The following is a 19,596-nucleotide window of genomic DNA, read 5'->3' as shown; positions in this document are numbered from 1 at the left end:
GTTGAAGATTAAAAGCGGTTCAATCGGATTTTTGGCTTCTATCATCAGGAGTAAGGTAGAGAGATTGGTTGATGAGTTTGGAGATCTCGCGAGAAGGAAGCGGTTTACTAAAGTAAAACCCTTGTAGCTCTTCACAGGTCTGAGTAAGTAGAAAACCTCGTTGTTGCTGAGTTTCTACGCCTTCAGCAATGATCTGAAGTTTAAGGCTGCGTGCCATGCTGATAATCGCTTGAGTTATCTCTGCACTTTCAGCGCTTTCATCCAAATCGCGGACAAAGCTTTGGTCGATTTTGATGCGATCTAACGGGAACTGTTTCAAATAACTTAAGGAGGAATAGCCCGTACCAAAATCATCTATCGCGATTTGTATCCCCATCTCTTTGAGACGAGTGAGAGTCGTTATGGTTTCTTGATGATCATCCATTAACGCTGATTCTGTAAGCTCAACTTCTAGCAATTCTGGGGATAACTGAGTTTGTTGCAGTATACGCTCAATTTTGTCGATAAGTTGTTCGTCACGGAACTGCACAGCTGACAAGTTGACGGCGATGCGTATCGGTTTGTCATTTTGCCAATTCCATGCGGCTGCTTGGCGACAGGCTGTCTCCATAACCCATTCACCAATGTTGATGATCAAACCGCTTTTCTCGGCGATTGGGATAAATACTGCTGGGGAAATAGGTCCGCGCGTTGGGTGTTTCCAGCGCAATAGCGCTTCTAGGCCGATAACTTGTCCGGTTAAGCTTAACACTTGAGGCTGGTAGTAAACTTCGAATTGATCTTGGCTTAAGGCTTGATGGAGATCGGCAACTAACGAAGATTCATCGATGATTTGTTGTTTCAGGCTTGTTGAATAAAAGCACAGTTCCCGTTTAGGGTTTGATTTGGCTTTCTGCATGGCCGTATAGGCATTATTGATTAACGGTTCGCATTCGCTGCCGTCCTGGGAATACAGACTGATGCCTATGGACGGCTTAAAGAAGAAATGCTGGTCTTCCAGTTGGCAGGGCAGGCGAAGTAGCTGCAGTAATCGGCGGCCAATTTGTTCTGCATTACTGTGATCAGTCTGCTTAGGCAACATCACTGCAAACTCAATCCCACCTAGTCGCGCAACAGGGTATTGGAAACCCACGGCCGTTTTGATTTGCTGGGCCGCTATATTCAGTGCGCTATCACCTGCCGAGATACTGAGACGGTTATTAACCTCTTTAATACCGCTCAATTGGATTACCAGAAAGGCGATGATTTCACCCTCTTGGGCTTCACCGATCGCAGTATCAAGTTGGCATTTTATCATCTCGCGATTCGGTAGGTGAGTAATCGGATCAAAATTTAGTTGCTGATAAACCTCTTTATTAAGCTTAGTGATCTGTCGCTGCGAGGCGTTATAGCGTTTCCAGCTTAAGAACATAAAGAAGAGAGCTTGTAGTGCTAGTGCATCTGTTGGTGAGAACCATAGTTTTAGTTCATTAAATAAAGTGACTGTTAACGCAACGGTTACTGCAATGGCAAAAAGGATGCTTAACGGATAATAGCGACGTGGTAACAGATACATAAAAGGTAAAACGGTCAGGGCCAGCCCTAAAGTGATGATTAGATGGACGGTTGGCGTGAGCTCAAATAAAAAGCGTTTATCCATTAATGAAGCAGCAATATTGGCATTTAATTCAACACCAGGCATACGCTGATGTTGGCCGGATACAGGTGTGCTTATCGCATCCCCCATACCGGATGCAGTGGCGCCCACTAACACGGTTTTTCCAGATAGCTTATCTAGTGCTACCGTGCCATTAAGTACATCGATGTATGAGTAGCGTTGGATGGTTCCAGGGGGGCCATAAAATGGAATCAAAAAGGGGATCTGTCGAAGCCAGCCTGAACCCGACGGGGACGCAGATTTCTTAAAGGGGAGATCGGTTTGTGCCTCTTGGGAACTTTGGTAGAGCGCTAGGCCCAAAGTTGGCCAATGAGGGTCGCCTAACCCCGCATAAAGGTAAACTCTTCGGCTAATTCCATCCAAATCTATCTCGGTGTCTACATGACCAATGCCATCACTTGGCGCGGCTAAAGTCGGGATAGGTAGTAGCTCTTTGATCCCTTCAGGGTTGTCTGTCTTTTCGGGCGCCATAGCCAAGGTTACGCGGCCATGTTGGGCGATTGCTCGGGCAAAGTCCTGATCGGCTTCTGGACTGTCTGTTTCAGCAAAGAGAATATCAAAGGCAACGGCTGAGGTATTAGCTTCTGTAAGTTGTGAAAGCATATCCGCGTGGATACTTCGACTCCAAGGCCAGCGTCCTAATTGAGATAAACTTGCGTCATCTATTGCAATGATTACGATATTTTCAGGAGGACTATCCGATTCCTGAGATATCAGGGTGTCGTAAGCAATAAGGTCAACACGTTGGAGTAGGGAGCTATTATAGCCGATCACAATACTGAGAAAGAGCAATCCCAGAATGATCAATTGTTGTAATCGGCGTTTAATCATAACAGCAAAATGGTCAATACAAATGATCCAAATACATAAACCCAACTATCACTCGGAGGAGGGGTGAGCTCCTGAGTTACACCCCAGGCACCAGCATAGCCATCATCGGCTAATGCTCTTACTCGGATGTAGCGATAACCTTCGGGCCGAGGAATAGCTATTTCTGGTTCTGCCACGGTTGTATCTGTAAGGATAGTTGCAAATTTACGATCGCGGGCGATTTGCACCTGATATGTTTGTTCATATTTGCTGGATGCCCATGACAGTTTTACCTCTTGTTCATCTTGTTCTAGCTCTGGCTGAGGGGTTGCCGGTATAGGCTTAACATCAAATATTCGAGTATCGCTGTACGGGCCTTGTTCGCCTTTACTATCAACACTCGCCAAACGCCAAAAATAGGTTTGTGATTCGGCTAAGCCTGTCAGGTTTAGGTTGGGTGTGGTTAGGCCTGAATCAGATGTGACCATATTTTGGAAGTTAGCGTCTGTTGCTATCTCTACTACATAGTTTTCGGCATCACTGGAACGGGTCCATTCCAATAAAGGTGTTTGACCTCTAAGCGTTGCTTTATTCGCTGGCGCCATAGGGAATGGAGGTTGTGGGCGCGCATTCAGAATGATTGCTTGATTTGTTGCGAAACCTTCAATGCCATCATGATCGATGGCTCTAACCTGCAGGTAATAAGTATTGTCTGCGAGGTCTGGCAGATTGATACGGTTACGAGGACTGTGGCTATCCCATAAAATTGTTGTGATCTGGTCAGATTTTGAAATCTGCGCACGGTAGTTGGCTGCTTTTGAATTTTCATTCCAGCGAACTTCATAACCAATTTGCTGTATTTCTTCGGGGAGCTCTAGCAGCGTTGGTGCTGGTTGCAACTTCTTCGGCACCATTGGCGCTTTATTTTTTTCAACGGTTGTTCCGAAGCCTGATCTGACTAAACGTGTTCTTTTAGCGCCTTTTACAGCAACTCCGCCCTCAAGCACTTCGATACGTGCCGTATTGTTATCAGCTGAATAGGCGGTACGGAACTCAGTGCCTCTGACGGCTGAAATGGCTGCAGGGGTATGGATCTCTAAACGAGCACCATCCCCCCTTTGTGGCTGTGCTACGGTGTCAATTTCCCCCGAGATCAGTTGAACTCGAGAATCGACCATACCTGTTTCACCGTATTGGCGTAGGTGATTAAAGCTAACTCGTGAGTTTTGTAACACCAGCATCTCACTACCATCCGCGAAACGGACAATAACACTCGCTTGGTTTCCCGTAAGCAGCTGATCGCCTAAGTTAAACTTTGATTTGAGCGTAAGTACTTCTTGGCTATTGTCAGCGTGTTTGATTATTGTGGCATCCCCTTCAATTGCCGTAGCAACGGCGGAGGCTGGTTGAGACTTAATCCAAGCAAGAGGCACCCTAATTTTAGTGTTTTCGGGAATGCGTTTAGGGTCAGCAATATTGTTAATTTTCTGGAGCTGCTTCCAATAGGACGTTTTGTAGAGATGTTTTTGGCTAAATTCTGACAGAGTGTCCCCTTCTACCACTGAATAAACCCACTCTTGGGCCATAGCGGTAGGTGCTACCAATAGAATGCATGACATTGCTATGGTACGGAATAATTTGGTAGGGGAATCGGTAGCCATAATCAGTTTCCTTTGATTATTTCATCGCAAACGCTGATCTAGATTAGAACAGAATTTAATTTAGTCAGGGATTAAATTTGAGTTACATCCCTTTAGCCTATTGAAAAGTATAAGTTATAAAGCGATTTTAGAGAGCTTTTACTGTCATAATGATTACTCATGTTAGCTTTTTAAACTTGGTCGGGAAAACCGAATGTCTGAAATACCTGAAACTTTATCGACTTCAGCTTTAGCTAAGGCGCTCAAGAAAACAACGAAGCAGATGTTTGCTGAGTTAGAATCCTTAGGGTGGATTGAGCGTCAAAATGAGGCGTGGCAACTAACGACTAAGGGTGAGTTTGAAGGTGGTAAGTATCGTGAAAGTCAGAAATTTGGTCGATATATTATTTGGCCAAGGGAGGTTGCGGAGCATAAAGCGTTATCCAGTCCCGATGCTGGTTTACTTAGTCTCTCCCAATTAAGTAAGCACTTTTCACTGAGTCGTACAGCCATGGAGCAGATTCTTCAAGAGATGGCTTGGATTCGTGCTAATAAAAAAGGTTGGCAAGTGACTCCGTTAGGTGAAAAAAATGGTGCTCATCAACGGGAAAACAGATCCACTGGCGTGCCTTATGTTTTATGGTCTGATTCAACGGTTGAGCATGAAGTGTTGACCGATTGGGTTGAAGAGGTTCAGACGGGATTAAATGATTTAGAACTTCGTTGTTGTGATGGCCATCAAGTCGCAAATGAAGCCGAGCGTTTAATCGATAATTGGTTATATTTGTCTGGATTAGCACATGCTTATAAGCGCCGTCTGCCGTTCTCTGAGAAGCTTTATGCCGATTTTTATCTGCCTCAGCATCATCTTTATGTCGAATATTGGGGAGATCAGGTAGCAGCGACTGAGCTATCTGCTAAGATGCGTAAAAAAGAGCTTCTAGAAACAAATAATTGTGCCTGTATTGAAATTCAGGATGAAGATTTACTACGGTTAGATGAAGCTTTAACTAGGAAGTTGCTAAACCATAACATTGAAATTTGAAGTCTGTTCCTAAGTCTTACGCATCCATGGATGTTTGAGCGTGATCCGAGCCTTATACAGTCTTGTTTAGAAATGCGTCAAAAACATAAAAAAAGACGTTAAAGCAGTATATCTATTCTATGCTGAAGTGAGGGCTCTTAAGCTGATAATGGCTAATTAAGGGAGTTTGTTCACTGGCAAGAGTTAAGACAGTGGAATCTGGATGTCAGAAGTTTTCAAAGTTAAACAGCGATTAGCTTTTAGGTTGGCTAAATACTCGGTCGTGATGGCGTTTGTCATCGGCTTAGTTTTAACGACTGCGCAAGTGTTGGAAGACTTCCATGTGCAAGATAGCCAGTTTGATAAGACTATCCATAAAATCCTCAATGCTAGTAAGCCACCTGCCACCCGTGCCGTTCATACTCTAGACCATACACTCGCCCAAGAAGTTGTATTTGGTTTGATGCAATATTCTTTTATTTCCGAGGTGAGAATTTCGGATGAATTGGGTGAGGTACTGGCATCGCAGGTGGTTCCTGATCCTGTAAAGAAGTCTTCTACGCTTTGGCTTACTGAAAAAATTTCTAGTGCCCATAAAACCTATACCCTTGACCTCCAAGCGCCTGGCTTTGTCGATATTGCACCTGGCAAGTTACAAGTGGTTGTTAATAAAGACCAAGCGTTTCAGCCATTCTTTGAGCGTGCTTTAACCATCTTTGTTGCTGGCTTAGTGCGTAACGTGTTACTCGCCATCTGCCTAATCGCTATTTTTCACGTTGTTTTAACTAAACCTTTGGCAAGGCTTGCCAGTCAGTTTGCGAGTGTCGATCTCAATGCTAGCAAAGAGGTAAAGCTGCAAGTTCCTGACGTCCATAAAGACACGGAATTAGGTTTGTTAAATCATGCAGGTAATGAGTTTATCTCAACCGTTCATAACTTAGTGCACGAGCTTAGGGATAGTCATCAGGCTTTATCTAAGAGTGAAGCGCGTTTAGCCCAATTGATCAATCAGGTGCCGCAGTTGATCATGGCGATTAATAAAAATGGAGATATTCTGTTTGCGAATCGTCAATTCGCTGAGTTTTATGAGATGCCTGTTGCCGAAATTGCCGGTCATGCACTCCTGAAACTGCATCCTTATATTGAAGAGGTTGCCGAACTTGAGTCGATTCGTCGATGTGTCGAAGTGCATCAAACCGAAGCGGAAATCAGTGACTTTACCTGGACTCACAAAAGCGGAAAAACCATGCATTACACTGTGCAGGCTGCGCCGTTTGAGTATTTTTCTGAGCCTGTGGTGTTGTTTGCTGCTACTGATATATCTGAACAAAAGATGGTTCAGGACCACATAAGTCATATGGCAAACCACGACAGTCTAACTGGTTTACCAAACCGTACCTTGCTGAATGATCGTTTAGAACTCTCGCTAGCTAACAGTCAACGAAATGGTAAATGTAACGGTCTCTTGTTTATCGATTTAGATCACTTTAAAACGATTAATGACTCTTTAGGGCACAGTGTCGGGGATCAGCTTCTGAAGAAGGTGGCGGATATTCTGACTAAACAAGTTCGTGCCAGCGATACGGTCGCGCGATTAGGTGGCGATGAATTTGTCATTCTTCTGCAGTCCTTTGATGGCGATGAAGAAGAAGTGACTAAAGACATCGAGCATGTCTGTGAAAAACTGTTAGAGCTGCTTGCTGAACCGATAGAAGTTAAACAGCATCAGCTTCGTATCGGCGCGAGTATAGGTATTGTGCTCTATCCGTTGGCCGATAAAGGGATTGATGACCTGATGCGCTTTGCAGATACCGCTATGTATCATGCTAAAGAAAGTGGTCGAAATGGTTATGCTTTTTATCATCACACCATGACTACGGCTGTGGAAAAGCAACAGAATATGGAAAATCAGCTGCATTGCGCGCTAGAGAGAGAGGAGTTCCGTGTTCACTATCAACCCTTAGTGGATGTGAGTGGTGAAGTATTTGGTTTTGAGGCATTGATCCGTTGGCAGCATCCTGAGCGTGGGTTAGTGCCACCGATAGAGTTTATTCCGAGTCTCGAAGTCAGTGGAATGATTGTTCCTGTGAGTAATTGGCTGATCGGGGAATGTTCAAGGCAGATAGTGGAATGGAAGAAGAGCGGATTTTGGCGAGATGGCTGGTACTTGTCGATCAATATAAGCCCGTTGCAGTTCTATCAAGCAGATATGATCCCGGCACTGAAAGAGGCAATTACGCAGGCAGGGGCGGATGTTAAAAATATATGTTTGGAGATCACCGAGACCGTGGCGGTAGAGAATATTGAGTTTGCTGTTAGCCGCTTACAAAAGATTCGAGATTTAGGCATTAAAATCGCCCTAGATGATTTTGGTACAGGTTACTCGTCATTGAGTTATCTAAAGGATCTGCCTATAGATATAGTGAAGATTGATCGCTCATTTGTGCAGGAATTGGGTGACAACAGCAAAAGCCAATGTATTGTAGAGGCTGTGATCAATATTGCTAAAGCATATAATCTTCGCGTTATTGCAGAAGGTGTAGAAACCAAAGAGCAGTTAATCATGGCGAATAAAGTTGGTTGCCATGTTTTCCAAGGTTTTTATATTGAAAGACCGCAGCCACCAAAGAGTCTGCGTAGCTCTTACCTTAAAGACTCCATTGAAAGTAAGTATTTTGGTTAGGAACTTTTTGGTTAAATCGTTCTCTATAGAATGGTCCTCCTGTTTAGGTTAAAGTGACCCCAAATTGAGATTGGAATATTAAATGCAAACGGCTTACCCCATTAGCAAAAAGAGCAGATTGATAGCAGCGTTTAGCTTGCTGTTTTTTGTGCTGTATTGCTCCGTTGGCGTTTGTACCAATCTATTTGCTAGTTCCTCATCGGATAGCACACCCTCTGTCAGCTTATCGACGAATGCAGCTTTAGTCGGATCTAATCATTCAGATCACAGTATGCATACGGGTATGTCGTCTGATCAGCCTGCTAAAAATGCATCTTTAGCCCATTGTGATGGTCAGCCGAAAAGTTGTGACTGGAGTATCAATCCAGTTGTCGATCCGGTTGCTGATGCCATTCCTGATATGACCTTTTTCTTGCAATACCTGTTATCAGGTGTTGTTGTGTTGTTCAGTATCTTGCTGGTAACAGCATATAAGCTTTCTTACGGCTATTCCTTTGTTAGGGAACGATGTCGTTTCTCCGGTGTGCCGAGGCTGCACCTGCAACAGGCTGTTTTCTTAAATTAATTTCCTAACCCTTTTTATATCGGTTACCGCCTCTATCGGTGGTGTTTTGATGTATCAACGGGACAGGATCTATGCGTTTATCCCCATTATTTATCATTAGTCTGCTGACTTTCAGCAGCATTACTCAAGCAGAATTGAGTTTGGATTCTGCTATTCAGAATGCTCTCAGTTCTGACCATTGGAATCAAAGTAGTGTGTATCAGGAGCAGGCACTACGTGCTAAAGCGATCGCGAGTGCTCAATTGCCTGATCCGAAATTAAGGCTTGGGTTGGCAAATTTGCCAACAGATAGTTTTGATATCCAACAAGAGAACATGACTCAGCTACAGTTAGGCGTCTCGCAACAATTTCCGCGTGGTAAAAGCTTGGAGTTGTCACAACAGCAGTGGCAGCAAAAAGCGGCGAAAAGTCCACTACAACGCCAACTTCGTGCAGCTAGTGTGAAACTTAATGTCTCTCAGGCGTGGCTAAAACTGCATCAATCAAAAACGCAGTTGGCCCATTTCAAAGCTAAACAACATATTTTTAGCGAGCTTTTAGCAGTGAGTCGAGCGAATTACCGCTCGGGTAAAGCCTTACGTCATGAGGTATTGGATGCTGAAGTAAAACTTACGCAACTGAAAGACCGTATGCTGCAGTTAGAACAGATGATTCAGGTCCAAAAAGGAGTCTTACAGCAGTGGTTAACGGTTGAATCTTTTGATCAATCTATCGCTACTGGTTTTGATCTAGAGTTACTTGCATCAAGAAATAGTACGCAGGCGGAACAAGATCGATCGATCTTAAAACATCCCCAGATTCAGATTCTGAAACAAAACATTGCGATTGAGGATAAAGCGGTTGATCTAGCGGATCAGGCTTATAAACCTGCATTTAAACTCGATGCAAATTACGGTTATCGAGCTGACCATGATAATGGTCGTGATCGAGCGGATCTCTTCAGTGTCGCTGTGACTATGGATCTGCCGTTGTTCCCTGAGAAGCGCCAAGATCAGCATCGCCGTGCTGCAGTACAGCAGCGTGAAGCCAGTAAAGCGATTTACCTCCTTAAAGCGCGTGAGTTAAGAGCCGAATTAGCTATCGCTAAGGCTAATCTACAAGGCTATGAACAGCGCTTAGCCATCTACAACCAAGCCTACTTAAAGCAGTTAGCAGCCAAACGAAAATCGGCATTGCGTGCATACGCATCAGCGGAGTCAGGTTTTAAAGTTGTATCTATCGCAGCTATGGAAGAGCTCGAAGCTCAACAGCAACAGATCCTTCTACAACATCAAGTAGCGATGGCCACTGCAAAGGTGAATTTCTACTTTGCAGGAGAAGACCAAACGGTGATTAACAACGCTCATTTAGCTCAAGGAGGAATGGAAAAATGAATAAAGCTGTTTTAACACTCGGAGCTTTGTTAGTTGGGGCTTCAGCCGGCTACTTTCTGTCGCAGCAAAAAATTGATAGCGCTGATTCCTCAACCGCTGCAAATGATCAGCCCCTATATTGGGTTGCACCGATGGATCCAAACTATAAACGCGATAAACCGGGGCTCTCTCCTATGGGGATGGATTTAGTACCTGTTTATGAAGAGGATCTAGCGGGTGGTGATTCACCGGGGACAATTTCAATCTCCCCAGAAGTTGAAAACAATCTTTCTGTACGCACAGAAGCAGTTTTGTTTAGTCCGTTGCAAGCGCAGTTAAAAACCGTGGGTTATGTCGGGGTTGATCAGGAGAGAGTGACCGATATCCATTCACGTATTTCTGGTTGGGTTGAGCAAGTTAAGGTCAGCGTAAAAGGTGAATATGTTGAAAAGGGTACGCTACTGTATGAGGTGTATTCCCCTGAATTGGTGAATGCTCAGGAAGAGTATTTAGCAGCCTTACGCAGCGGTAATCGTTTTTTACGTAATGCCAGTGAAAGTAAATTGGTTGCGCTGGGCGTATCTAAGGCTGTGTTATCAACTTTAAATAAACAGCGTCAGCCTCTACAGAAGTTACCTGTTTATGCGCCTGTCTCAGGTTATATCGACCAGATCTCGTTGCGTAGAGGTACCTATATTAAGCCTAATAGCCGTTTATTGACGATCGCGCCTTTAGATCAGGTTTGGGTGACCGCAGAACTATTTGAACGCCAAGGCAGCGCCGTACAGAAGGGCGATGTAGCCGAAATGACCTTAGCGTTTATGCCAGGGGAAATCTGGCGCGGGCAGGTCGATTATGTTTATCCGACGGTTAATCAAAAAACGCGAACACTGAATGTCCGCTTACGTTTCGATAACCCTGATCTGCTGCTTAAACCGGATATGTTTGCTCAGATAGCTATCCAGTCGGAACCGACCAAACCTTTGCTGAATGTGTCGGATACAGCAGTCATCAAAACCGGCGATCAAGACCGTATTGTTCTGGCTTTAGGTGAGGGTAAATATAAATCAGTTGAAGTTAAAGCCGGTCCGAGTATGGCTGGACGCACTGCAATTCTTCAGGGCTTATTCCCAGAAGATAGAGTCGTTACATCGGCTCAGTTTATGCTCGATTCTGAGTCCAGTATCAGCTCTGATTTCTTACGCCTGACACCACCGGCTATGGGGCTGATTGATGAAATTTGGGTCGGCGCAACAGTTGAAGAGATCGATCTAGAATCACGCCTCTTAACGATCAGACATGAAGCGATTCGAGAGTGGAAACAGGATGCTATGTTGATGCAGGTTAAAGCTGATGAATCCTTGGATTTAGAGGCTTTACGTAATACTGGCGCGGTGCAAATCCGTTTACGCGGCGCCAATATGAGCGACTTGCAGCTCACGGATTTTATATTGCCACGCCCTAAAGCCCCAGAAAGTATCCCTGGGGGTAAACTATGATCAAAGGGATAATTTATTGGTCGATACACAATCGTTTTTTTGTTCTGCTGACGACGGTGATTTTAATTGGTTGGGGCGCTTACGCAGTCAAAAATACGCCGATTGATGCGATTCCAGACCTCTCTGATGTCCAGGTAATTATTAAAACCAGTTATCCCGGCCAAGCACCACAAGTAGTGGAGGATCAGGTCACTTATCCACTGACGACGGCGATGTTGTCGGTACCGGGCGCAAAAACAGTTCGTGGCTTCTCTTTCTTTGGGGATTCATACGTTTATGTGATTTTTGACGAAGGGACTGATCTCTATTGGGCGCGTAGCCGAGTATTAGAGTATCTCAGCCAAGTTAGCTCGTCTCTACCTGATAGTGCCAAACCGCAGCTTGGACCTGATGCTACAGGGGTGGGCTGGGTCTACCTATATGCATTGGTCGATCGTACGGGGCAGCATGATTTAGCCCAGTTGCGCAGTATTCAGGATTGGTTTTTAAAGTATGAGTTGCAGACCGTGTCCGGGGTATCAGAGGTCGCTCCCATCGGTGGCATGGTCAAGCAATATCAAGTCAAAGTAGATCCGGAAAAACTACGCGCTTTTGATGTACCGCTATCGCATATCAATCAGGCGATTAAACGCGCTAACCAAGAGAGCGGTGCCTCGGTCATCGAAATGGCCGAAGCCGAATATATGGTCAGAGCGAGTGGCTATTTAGATGGCTTGGAAGCGATTAAAAATATTCCATTGGGTGCCACCCCTCAAGGCACGCCGTTATTACTGCAAGACCTAGCTGATGTGACAATCGGGCCTCAGATGCGTCGCGGTATTGCTGAACTTGATGGCGAAGGCGAAGTTGTCGGTGGTGTGGTTGTGATGCGCTTTGGCGAAAACGCGCAGGCAACAATTGAGGGAGTCAAAGCTAAGTTAGAAGAGCTCAAACGTAGCCTGCCTGAAGGTGTAGAAGTCGTCACAGTATATGATCGCTCAGGTCTGATTGATCGAGCAGTGGATAACTTGTTTGAGAAACTCGTAGAAGAGTTTGTCGTAGTTATCATTGTTTGTGCACTGTTTCTGTTCCATTTCCGCTCCTCGTTGGTGGTGATTATCAGTCTGCCTATTGGAATCTTGGCGGCGTTTATCGTCATGTATTACCAAGGGATCAATGCCAACATCATGTCTTTGGGCGGGATTGCCATAGCAATTGGGGCCATGGTAGATGGTGCTATTGTGCTCATCGAGAATGTGCATAAACACATTGAGCGCCGACCGCTAACAGATGAAAACCGCTGGCAGGTTATCGGGGAGGCGTCTGCAGAGGTTGGACCTGCACTTTTTTTCAGTCTGTTGATCATTACCATGAGCTTTATCCCTGTGTTTGCTTTGGAAGCACAAGAGGGGCGAATGTTCTCGCCTTTGGCTTATACCAAAACTTATGCCATGGCCGCCGCAGCGGGGTTTGCAATTACCTTGGTACCGGTGCTGATGGGTTACTGTATCCGCGGAAACGTGCTTCCAGAAAGTAAGAACCCAGTGAATCGTATTCTCCAAGCGATCTACGTGCCGGTGATTCGTTTAGTCCTAAATTGGCCTAAGTTCACTGTTGTTCTGGCGTTAACGGTTACGGTGATTGGCTTTTGGCCTGTGAATAAAATCGGTAGCGAATTTATACCGCCTCTGGATGAAGGCGATCTGATGTACATGCCAACCACTTACCCTGGAATCTCGATTGGTAAGGCACGAGAGTTACTGCAGCAAACAGATAAGTTGATTCGTACGGTGCCTGAAGTTGAGCGTGTATTTGGCAAAATTGGACGTGCGGAAACCGCGACAGACCCAGCGCCGCTTACCATGATTGAAACCTTTATCACGTTGAAACCACGAGACCAGTGGCGTGAGGGGATGACCACCGAAAAGCTTACCAAAGAGTTGGATAAGCTAGTCAAATTGCCGGGACTGACCAATGCTTGGGTAATGCCGATTAAAACCCGTATTGATATGCTGGCGACAGGTATTAAAACCCCAGTTGGTTTAAAGGTTGCAGGGCCTGATCTTAAAGTGATTGAAGATATAGGTAAGCAACTCGAACAGGTGCTGGTGGATGTTGAGGGTACCTCATCTGTTTATTCCGAGCGTGTTGCGGGTGGACGCTACATTAAGGTCGATATCCAACGGCAAAAAGCAGCGCGATATGGTCTTAATATTGCCGATATTCAGTTAGTAATTACCAGCGCTATTGGTGGAAAAAATGTTGGTGAGACCGTTGAGGGTTTAGAGCGTTATCCGATCAATGTGCGTTATCCACAAGCTTACCGCGATTCGGTGGAACAACTGCGTTTGTTACCACTGGTCACGCCGACAGGTGCGCGTATCGCTTTGGCGGATGTTGCTGATGTTTGGATAGAGGCTGGACCTCCAGGGATTAAAAGTGAAAATGCTCGGCCTAATGGCTGGACCTATGTCGATATTGAGGGGCGAGACTTAGGCTCTTATGTCGCTGATGCGCAAAAAATCGTGGCTGAGCAAGTCCAGTTGCCACCTGGTTATTCGATTAACTGGTCGGGGCAGTATGAATATCTACTCCGTGCGAAAGAGCGTCTGACTTATGTGATCCCTCTGACCTTAGCCATCATTGTGGTTCTCCTTTACCTTAGCTTTCGTCGATTTGCGGAAGTGGCGATGATTTTAGGGACGCTACCACTTGCGCTGATAGGCGGGATTTGGATGCTTTACCTAAACCAGTTCAACTTCTCTGTTGCAGTGGGTGTTGGCTTTATCGCTTTGGCGGGTGTGGCGGTCGAGATAGGTGTCATATTACTGGTATATCTCAATCAGGCCTACGAAGAAAAGTGTCGAGAGATGCCAGAAGGCCTTACCCTTCAAGCCTTGCAGGAAGCTATCACTGAGGGCGCTGGTAAGCGCGTCAGACCTATTCTGATGACGGTTGCTACGGTGATCGCAGGCTTACTACCGATTATGTATGGCGATGGAACGGGAGCTGAAATCATGCAACGGATTGCGGCACCGATGGTTGGTGGTATGGCGAGTGCTTTAGTGTTAACGCTGATTCTATTACCGGCCGTTTATTATCTGTGGCGAAAGCAACAGCTGCCTAAATAACTATCTAAATAACCACAAAAGGGAGGTTTGACCTCCCTTTATTTTTTTCTTGTTGTTTATTGGTTAACAATTCCTGGCAAGCTTAGATCGCCTGAAGCTACGTCCATTACATTAACTACGCATAATAGTGGCGCGTGCACGCTTTGATTAACTCGCAGGGCAGAGGTGACGCCATCAAACTGTGCTGTTTGGATTGCTTGAGCATTAGCAAAAGCAACTTTCACTTCTAAACTGTCATCTTTGAATGTTGGTTGCCAGCCAGGACTATCCAATAAAATAGGCAGGCCGGGCCAAGTTTTTGGCAATCTTGGTTTTTCTCCTTTAGGGATATCAACCACACCTAGAGCCCCTTTGCCGCATTGATCATTAGGCTTTAACACTACCCAGTGGCTGTGCCAGTCCCAACCATCATTACCTGTATCGCCATCTTGGTTCTCATCATATAAAGGGGTGTCATCAAAATCAGGGTGGGCGGTTACCGCAAGCGCTAGAATGCCTGCTTCGGCTTCAAAACCTACTTCGTAGCTGTCGATATTTGTCGGCCATACGTATGAGTAGACTTCAGATCCGCCAAGTTTGCCAATCTTTTTAGGTCGGTCTGATCCTGCTTTACCATCCACTGCCATATGGAACGTTGCCACATTGCCTTCGGTTGTTATTTTGGCGTGGACTATATCAAACGCCGCCATATTAGCGTTACCAGATGCTGCTTGAATACCACCGTGATGTCCTGACCCAGCATGAACTAACGCGGGTAGAGCAAAGATGGAGGTTAAAACGAGATGGCTAAGTTTCATGATGTTCTCCTAAATATAGTTTTGAGTCGAAACTATGTTTAGTTTGCGCGGACTTTTTAGGCTTGTCAACTATGTTTTGAGTCGATACTATTTGTCTTATGAATTTACTTAGCGTCCAAACTATATTGGAGCGGATCACTTCATTACTTCGCTCGGAAAACCGTTTAGCACTGCATGAACTGGGTCTACAGCCTGTGCAGCTCGATGCCTTGCTCTATCTATCTTTATGTAATCGCTTCTCGGATACGCTCAAAGCTGTGACCGATTATCTAGGGCTTACCAAAGGCACAGTCTCTCAAAGTCTAAAAGTACTTGAGAATAAAGGCTTAATTGAAAAGTCACCTGATCCTAACGATAAGCGTGTTACTCATCTCAAGGTGACTGACAAAGGTCAAAAGACCTTAGATTTGTTGTTGCCATCGTCTGCTTTGACGCAATCGCTATCTAACTTGGGAGAGGCAGAGGAAACTGAACTAGCCGATCTGTTGTGTCGCCTATTGGTTCTGTTGCAAAAACAAAACAACTACCGCTCATTTGGACAATGTAAAACCTGCAGACATAATCAAAAGCGGGAGGGCGGCTATTTTTGTGGTTTAACGCAAGAGTTACTGTCTGAAAAAGATATTACGCTTATCTGTTTGGAGCATGAGGAGAATCAAGCCTGAGCCTGTTAAGTTTAAAATCCCTAGTCTCATATACGGATAGGGGCTTAGACAAGAAGTCCTACTTATTACGTGACTGTAAAAAGTTGGTCAAAGTTAGCGAGTTTAAGAATACGAAGAGCCGTTTCTGAAGGGCGAACTAGCGTCACTTTACCATTGATGTTTTCTACATGTTCTTTAGCAATCAAAAGCATACCTAATGCTGAGCTATCGATATATTTGGTGGATGACAAATTGATAGCAATGTTAGTTCTAGGCGTTTTGATATCTCTGTACGCATCTCTAAACGCTTTGTGAATTGAGTAATCGAATCGTTCACCAATGGAGATCGTGTGTTCTTGATTATCCTTATTTAAATGGGACTGAATCATGTTCGGACTCCGACTACAGTTTTTATATAAAAGCCATTATTGAATTAACGATCAATATTTAACCATAGTGTTGGAATTATAACTCGATCCAAATCAATAAAAATAAGATTAATCGGAGGAATTTAGGTATTTGATTTAGAGGGGATGATTAATAGCACTACGCTGCTTAGAAGAGAAGATAAAGCCTTGCGGTTATAAAAACGCTTTCAATTTCGAACCACTAAACATACACAAGAGCTGAACCAACTAGCGAGTTAACTTCCCACCTGACGAAGAGTGTCTGGATCGAGGGTTGAAAGGTTATCTAATTCTCCAATACAGAAACACGATTTACCTTTCGCTTTGGCTTCTAGCATTAACATATCAGCTGCTTTTAATAGGTCATCACGACTTTCATTGTTGTGACGCGATACTGCTATGCCGATACTTACACCTAATTGGCACTGTGTACTTTTTAACGATAATGGTTGTTTTAGATTCTCGATAATTCTATTGGCGATCTCTTCCAGTTGATTCTGGTTTTGTGGGTTATGGATCATTAAGACAAACTCATCCCCACCAATTCTTGCCAAAGTGTCGTTTTGTCGCAGCATTTGACTTAGGCGGTGACTCACAAGCATCAATGCCTCATCGCCAGCTTCATGGCCTAAATCATCATTGATCGGTTTGAAGTTATCCAGATCGAGATAGAAGAGTGCAAGTGAGGTTTTCTCTTTGCGGGCCTGATGAAGAGATTGTTCCAGTTCTTGCATAAAGTGGCGGCGATTATATAAACCTGTAAGCGGATCGTGTTCCGCCATGTGTCTGACCTTATTTTCAGCGTTGGTACGTTTTAACTGCGACTGAGTATAAAGGTAGGTACCTATGCCTGTGACCAAGGCTAACAGAGCGCTGATGATGATCATCAAGTTAAGTCGTTCTAAACTCTTTTGCGCAACAAGTTGTTTGTCTATGAAGGTGATCAGTAGCCATTGTGGCCAATCACCGGCATTCTGCTCGAACTGTTCTATACGTCGATCTTGGCTAAGTAGGACACGGTGGAAAACATAGTAACCGTTACTCTGTTCTAATGAACCATTATGCTTATCTGAGAGTGCTTGCCAAAGTTTAGGGTTTAGAGCTGGCAAAGAAGGTTGCTGATTACCTCTGTGCATAAATGCCCACAGCTTTTCGTTTGACTCTCCATGTAACCAGTAACCATCTTGGTTGAGCATCATGATCTTACCTTGGCTCAAGCTTTGAGCATCATCAAGATGCTGGATTAGATGGCTGGCATTAAGGTTAATAATGATTAACCCCATTAGGTTTTGCAGCTGATCTTTTACTGGCGTTGCGATACGTGTAATAGGTTTGTGCGGTATCTCAATTTCACCGTGTTCAATATTCAGATCTAATGGCGAAATATAAACTTTGCCGTGATCTAGCTTGCCTGTTTCTGGGACGTAATAGCGGTTTATCTTATTTTGTAGATCCTGTTCAGGAACAATCTCACTTTTCTGTTGGCCTTTGTTGATTCGTACTTGTTCACGCCCTTTCTCATCAATAAATCGAATTTGGTCGTAACTATGTTTGATCTCAACAATGTTTCTAAACTCTAACTGTACCTCGCTTACAGCATTTTTATTACCTGATAAGTGTCTAACAAAGTCAGGTTGTGAAGCGAGTGTACGGGTGTCTAAAACGGCTTCTACAATGCGGTAGCTGAGGGCTTTATCAATTAGAACGAGCTGCTCAGCTTCATTTTCTATGATCTTCTCTTTTAGGTCTTCAGACTGTGTTTGAAAGACATTTATTAGAAATAGAAGTAGAAGCGAAATCCCAAACAGATAGGAGGTTGTATAGCGAATTTCTATTCTATTTAAGAAGTTTGTAAAGGTATTAGCGTGGGGGTAGAACACGAAGATAAAGACGGCTACGGAGCTAATCGATGCGAAAGCTAGAGATTTAAAATCAAACAGCAGAATGTTGTTTAGATGATCTAGACTGATAATAGATTGCAGTAGGGTTAAAGATAGCTCGATTCCAAAAACGCTGAGGCCTACTTGAAGAAACAGCCAATCTCGAACTTTTTCGGAAGGTTGAATCTGACGGTAATAAGCAAAGATAAATCTAAGAATGGTTAACGAAACAAGCGCAAGAATGGATGCATTGGCGGCTGCTTCAAACCAGTAATATTCGGCTTTTAGATTTAATGATGAGATCAGTTTAGATGTGATGCTCTCGGTTATTAGCAACGCAAAAAATAAAATGATAACCGGCATCATCGGGATTACTTCTCAGGAAATTGGGGTGAGCTTTACAAAAAGATGGGCAGATACTATCAAAAGGTCTGATTAAAAACTACACAGTTACTTAAGTGGTTTTTAATCCTCTGTTGACCCTTATCATGCTCGTCTTTTGGTGTTGTTGTTAGACTTTATATGGACACTGTCAAACAGTGTGGTTTTGTTTCATTTTTAGAGAGAATGTGTCCGTTGATTAAACTGGAAAGTAGTCGTTTAATTTGGATCTCTATCTGTATCATCTTCTTATGCCCTGCGGCGGTAGCTGTAGTTGCTTTGTCGTACGAAGGCGCAATTCCTAAGATTACTGAAGTAGAGTTTTTGGATGTTGCAGGTGAGCTTCTTCTCTTAGTCCTCGTTCAATTCTGGATAATTACGATCGCCTATGCCGGACTTCAATTTAGGACTTATATCTACCTAATGTGTGGATTTGGCATCATTGCGATGGCCAATACTGCTGATTTACTGGATGAGTTTATTTTCGACCATATAGGTACACTTAAATTTATTGAAAATACGGCTTACCCCTTGGGTATGATGCTTGCGACAGTCGGTTTATTTAAATTAAGTCGGGATTATCGAGAGCTCATTCAGAAAGTTCATAAGGATAGGGATAACTGGCGCAATAAAGCCAATCATGACCAACTTACCGGTTTACTCAATCGCCGTTACTTCTTTGAAATGATGCCTGAAATAATGGATGTTGCATGGGGCAGAGAGAATGAACCTGCTCCAGCATTGTTGATGTTGGATATTGATCTCTTCAAATCTGTAAATGATAAGTTTGGTCACGATGTAGGTGACCTTTTACTGGGTTCTGTCGGTGAGGGTATCAGTCAGTTTTGTCGTCATGATGATGCCGGTTTTCGTTTAGGTGGTGAGGAGTTTGGTGTGCTTCTGACAGGCGCGGATGAAGAGCGGGTGTTAGAGGCAGCACAACGATTAAGGCAACGCTTAAATAGTATCCATATCAGAACAGAACAAGGCATACTGGTTTCGCGTACTGTAAGTATTGGTGTGAGTTATTTAAACACGTCTGATTCACTCGATAGCTGGATGAAGAGGGCTGATAGTGCTTTGTATCAAGCAAAAGAGCAGGGACGTAATCAAGTCGTGATCGCCTAACAATGGGATAACTAACTTT

The 19,596-nt window shown here is 44.2% G+C and carries 13 protein-coding genes; 8 read left to right on the top strand and 5 right to left on the bottom strand.

Annotation, left to right across the window (positions count from 1 at the left end):
• Positions 1–19 precede the first annotated feature (19 nt).
• Positions 20–2,488, bottom strand: coding sequence for an EAL domain-containing protein (locus ACMXYV_RS13450; RefSeq protein WP_415888980.1), 2,469 nt, complete (start codon positions 2,486–2,488; stop codon positions 20–22).
• Positions 2,485–4,128, bottom strand: a complete 1,644-nt coding sequence (locus ACMXYV_RS13445) for a FecR domain-containing protein (RefSeq protein WP_415888979.1) — start codon at positions 4,126–4,128, stop codon at positions 2,485–2,487. The genes ACMXYV_RS13450 and ACMXYV_RS13445 overlap by 4 nt, the downstream gene beginning before the upstream one ends.
• Before the next feature lie 193 nt (positions 4,129–4,321).
• On the opposite strand from ACMXYV_RS13445, the gene ACMXYV_RS13440 reads away from it, so the two are divergent.
• The 6 genes from ACMXYV_RS13440 to ACMXYV_RS13415 all read left to right on the top strand — a co-directional run bounded on the left by ACMXYV_RS13440 (position 4,322) and on the right by ACMXYV_RS13415 (position 14,340).
• Positions 4,322–5,152: a hypothetical protein gene (locus ACMXYV_RS13440; RefSeq protein ID WP_415888978.1), complete on the top strand. Its 831-nt coding sequence runs from the start codon at positions 4,322–4,324 to the stop codon at positions 5,150–5,152.
• A gap of 202 nt (positions 5,153–5,354) precedes the next feature.
• Positions 5,355–7,814 (top strand): putative bifunctional diguanylate cyclase/phosphodiesterase, encoded by a 2,460-nt coding sequence (locus ACMXYV_RS13435; RefSeq protein WP_415888977.1) that lies wholly within the window; start codon positions 5,355–5,357, stop codon positions 7,812–7,814.
• An 82-nt stretch (positions 7,815–7,896) separates the two neighbouring features.
• Positions 7,897–8,379 (top strand): hypothetical protein, encoded by a 483-nt coding sequence (locus ACMXYV_RS13430; protein ID WP_415888976.1) that lies wholly within the window; start codon positions 7,897–7,899, stop codon positions 8,377–8,379.
• Between the two features lie 71 nt (positions 8,380–8,450).
• The gene (locus tag ACMXYV_RS13425; protein ID WP_415888975.1) at positions 8,451–9,752 is read left to right on the top strand and encodes a TolC family protein; all 1,302 of its coding nucleotides are present in this window, start codon (positions 8,451–8,453) and stop codon (positions 9,750–9,752) included.
• On the top strand, positions 9,749–11,230 hold the full coding sequence (locus ACMXYV_RS13420) for an efflux RND transporter periplasmic adaptor subunit (protein ID WP_415888974.1): 1,482 nt from the start codon (positions 9,749–9,751) through the stop codon (positions 11,228–11,230). Before ACMXYV_RS13425 ends, ACMXYV_RS13420 begins: the two co-directional genes overlap by 4 nt.
• Positions 11,227–14,340 (top strand): efflux RND transporter permease subunit, encoded by a 3,114-nt coding sequence (locus ACMXYV_RS13415; RefSeq protein ID WP_415888973.1) that lies wholly within the window; start codon positions 11,227–11,229, stop codon positions 14,338–14,340. The genes ACMXYV_RS13420 and ACMXYV_RS13415 overlap by 4 nt, the downstream gene beginning before the upstream one ends.
• 56 nt (positions 14,341–14,396) lie before the next feature.
• Here ACMXYV_RS13415 and ACMXYV_RS13410 read toward each other — a convergent pair whose 3' ends face one another.
• Positions 14,397–15,137, bottom strand: coding sequence for a hypothetical protein (locus ACMXYV_RS13410; RefSeq protein WP_415888972.1), 741 nt, complete (start codon positions 15,135–15,137; stop codon positions 14,397–14,399).
• 98 nt (positions 15,138–15,235) lie between these two features.
• Between ACMXYV_RS13410 and ACMXYV_RS13405 the strand changes: the two genes are divergently transcribed.
• Positions 15,236–15,802 carry a MarR family winged helix-turn-helix transcriptional regulator gene (locus ACMXYV_RS13405; RefSeq protein WP_415888971.1) on the top strand — a complete coding sequence of 189 codons (567 nt, stop codon included), beginning with the start codon at positions 15,236–15,238 and terminating at the stop codon, positions 15,800–15,802.
• Positions 15,803–15,867: 65 nt separating this feature from the next.
• Here ACMXYV_RS13405 and ACMXYV_RS13400 read toward each other — a convergent pair whose 3' ends face one another.
• Together ACMXYV_RS13400 and ACMXYV_RS13395 are read right to left on the bottom strand one after the other, a co-directional pair.
• A complete protein-coding gene (locus tag ACMXYV_RS13400) occupies positions 15,868–16,170 on the bottom strand; it encodes an STAS domain-containing protein (RefSeq protein WP_415888970.1) in 303 nt (100 codons plus the stop codon).
• A 254-nt stretch (positions 16,171–16,424) separates the two neighbouring features.
• Positions 16,425–18,434, bottom strand: coding sequence for a diguanylate cyclase domain-containing protein (locus ACMXYV_RS13395; RefSeq protein ID WP_415888969.1), 2,010 nt, complete (start codon positions 18,432–18,434; stop codon positions 16,425–16,427).
• Between the two features lie 156 nt (positions 18,435–18,590).
• On the opposite strand from ACMXYV_RS13395, the gene ACMXYV_RS13390 reads away from it, so the two are divergent.
• The gene (locus ACMXYV_RS13390; protein WP_415888968.1) at positions 18,591–19,577 is read left to right on the top strand and encodes a GGDEF domain-containing protein; all 987 of its coding nucleotides are present in this window, start codon (positions 18,591–18,593) and stop codon (positions 19,575–19,577) included.
• Positions 19,578–19,596: the final 19 nt, after the last annotated feature.

The organism is Neptuniibacter sp. SY11_33 (assembly GCF_047778025.1).
In the GTDB taxonomy this organism is placed as follows: domain Bacteria; phylum Pseudomonadota; class Gammaproteobacteria; order Pseudomonadales; family Balneatricaceae; genus Neptuniibacter.
This window is presented reverse-complemented; position numbering and strand designations above follow the sequence as displayed.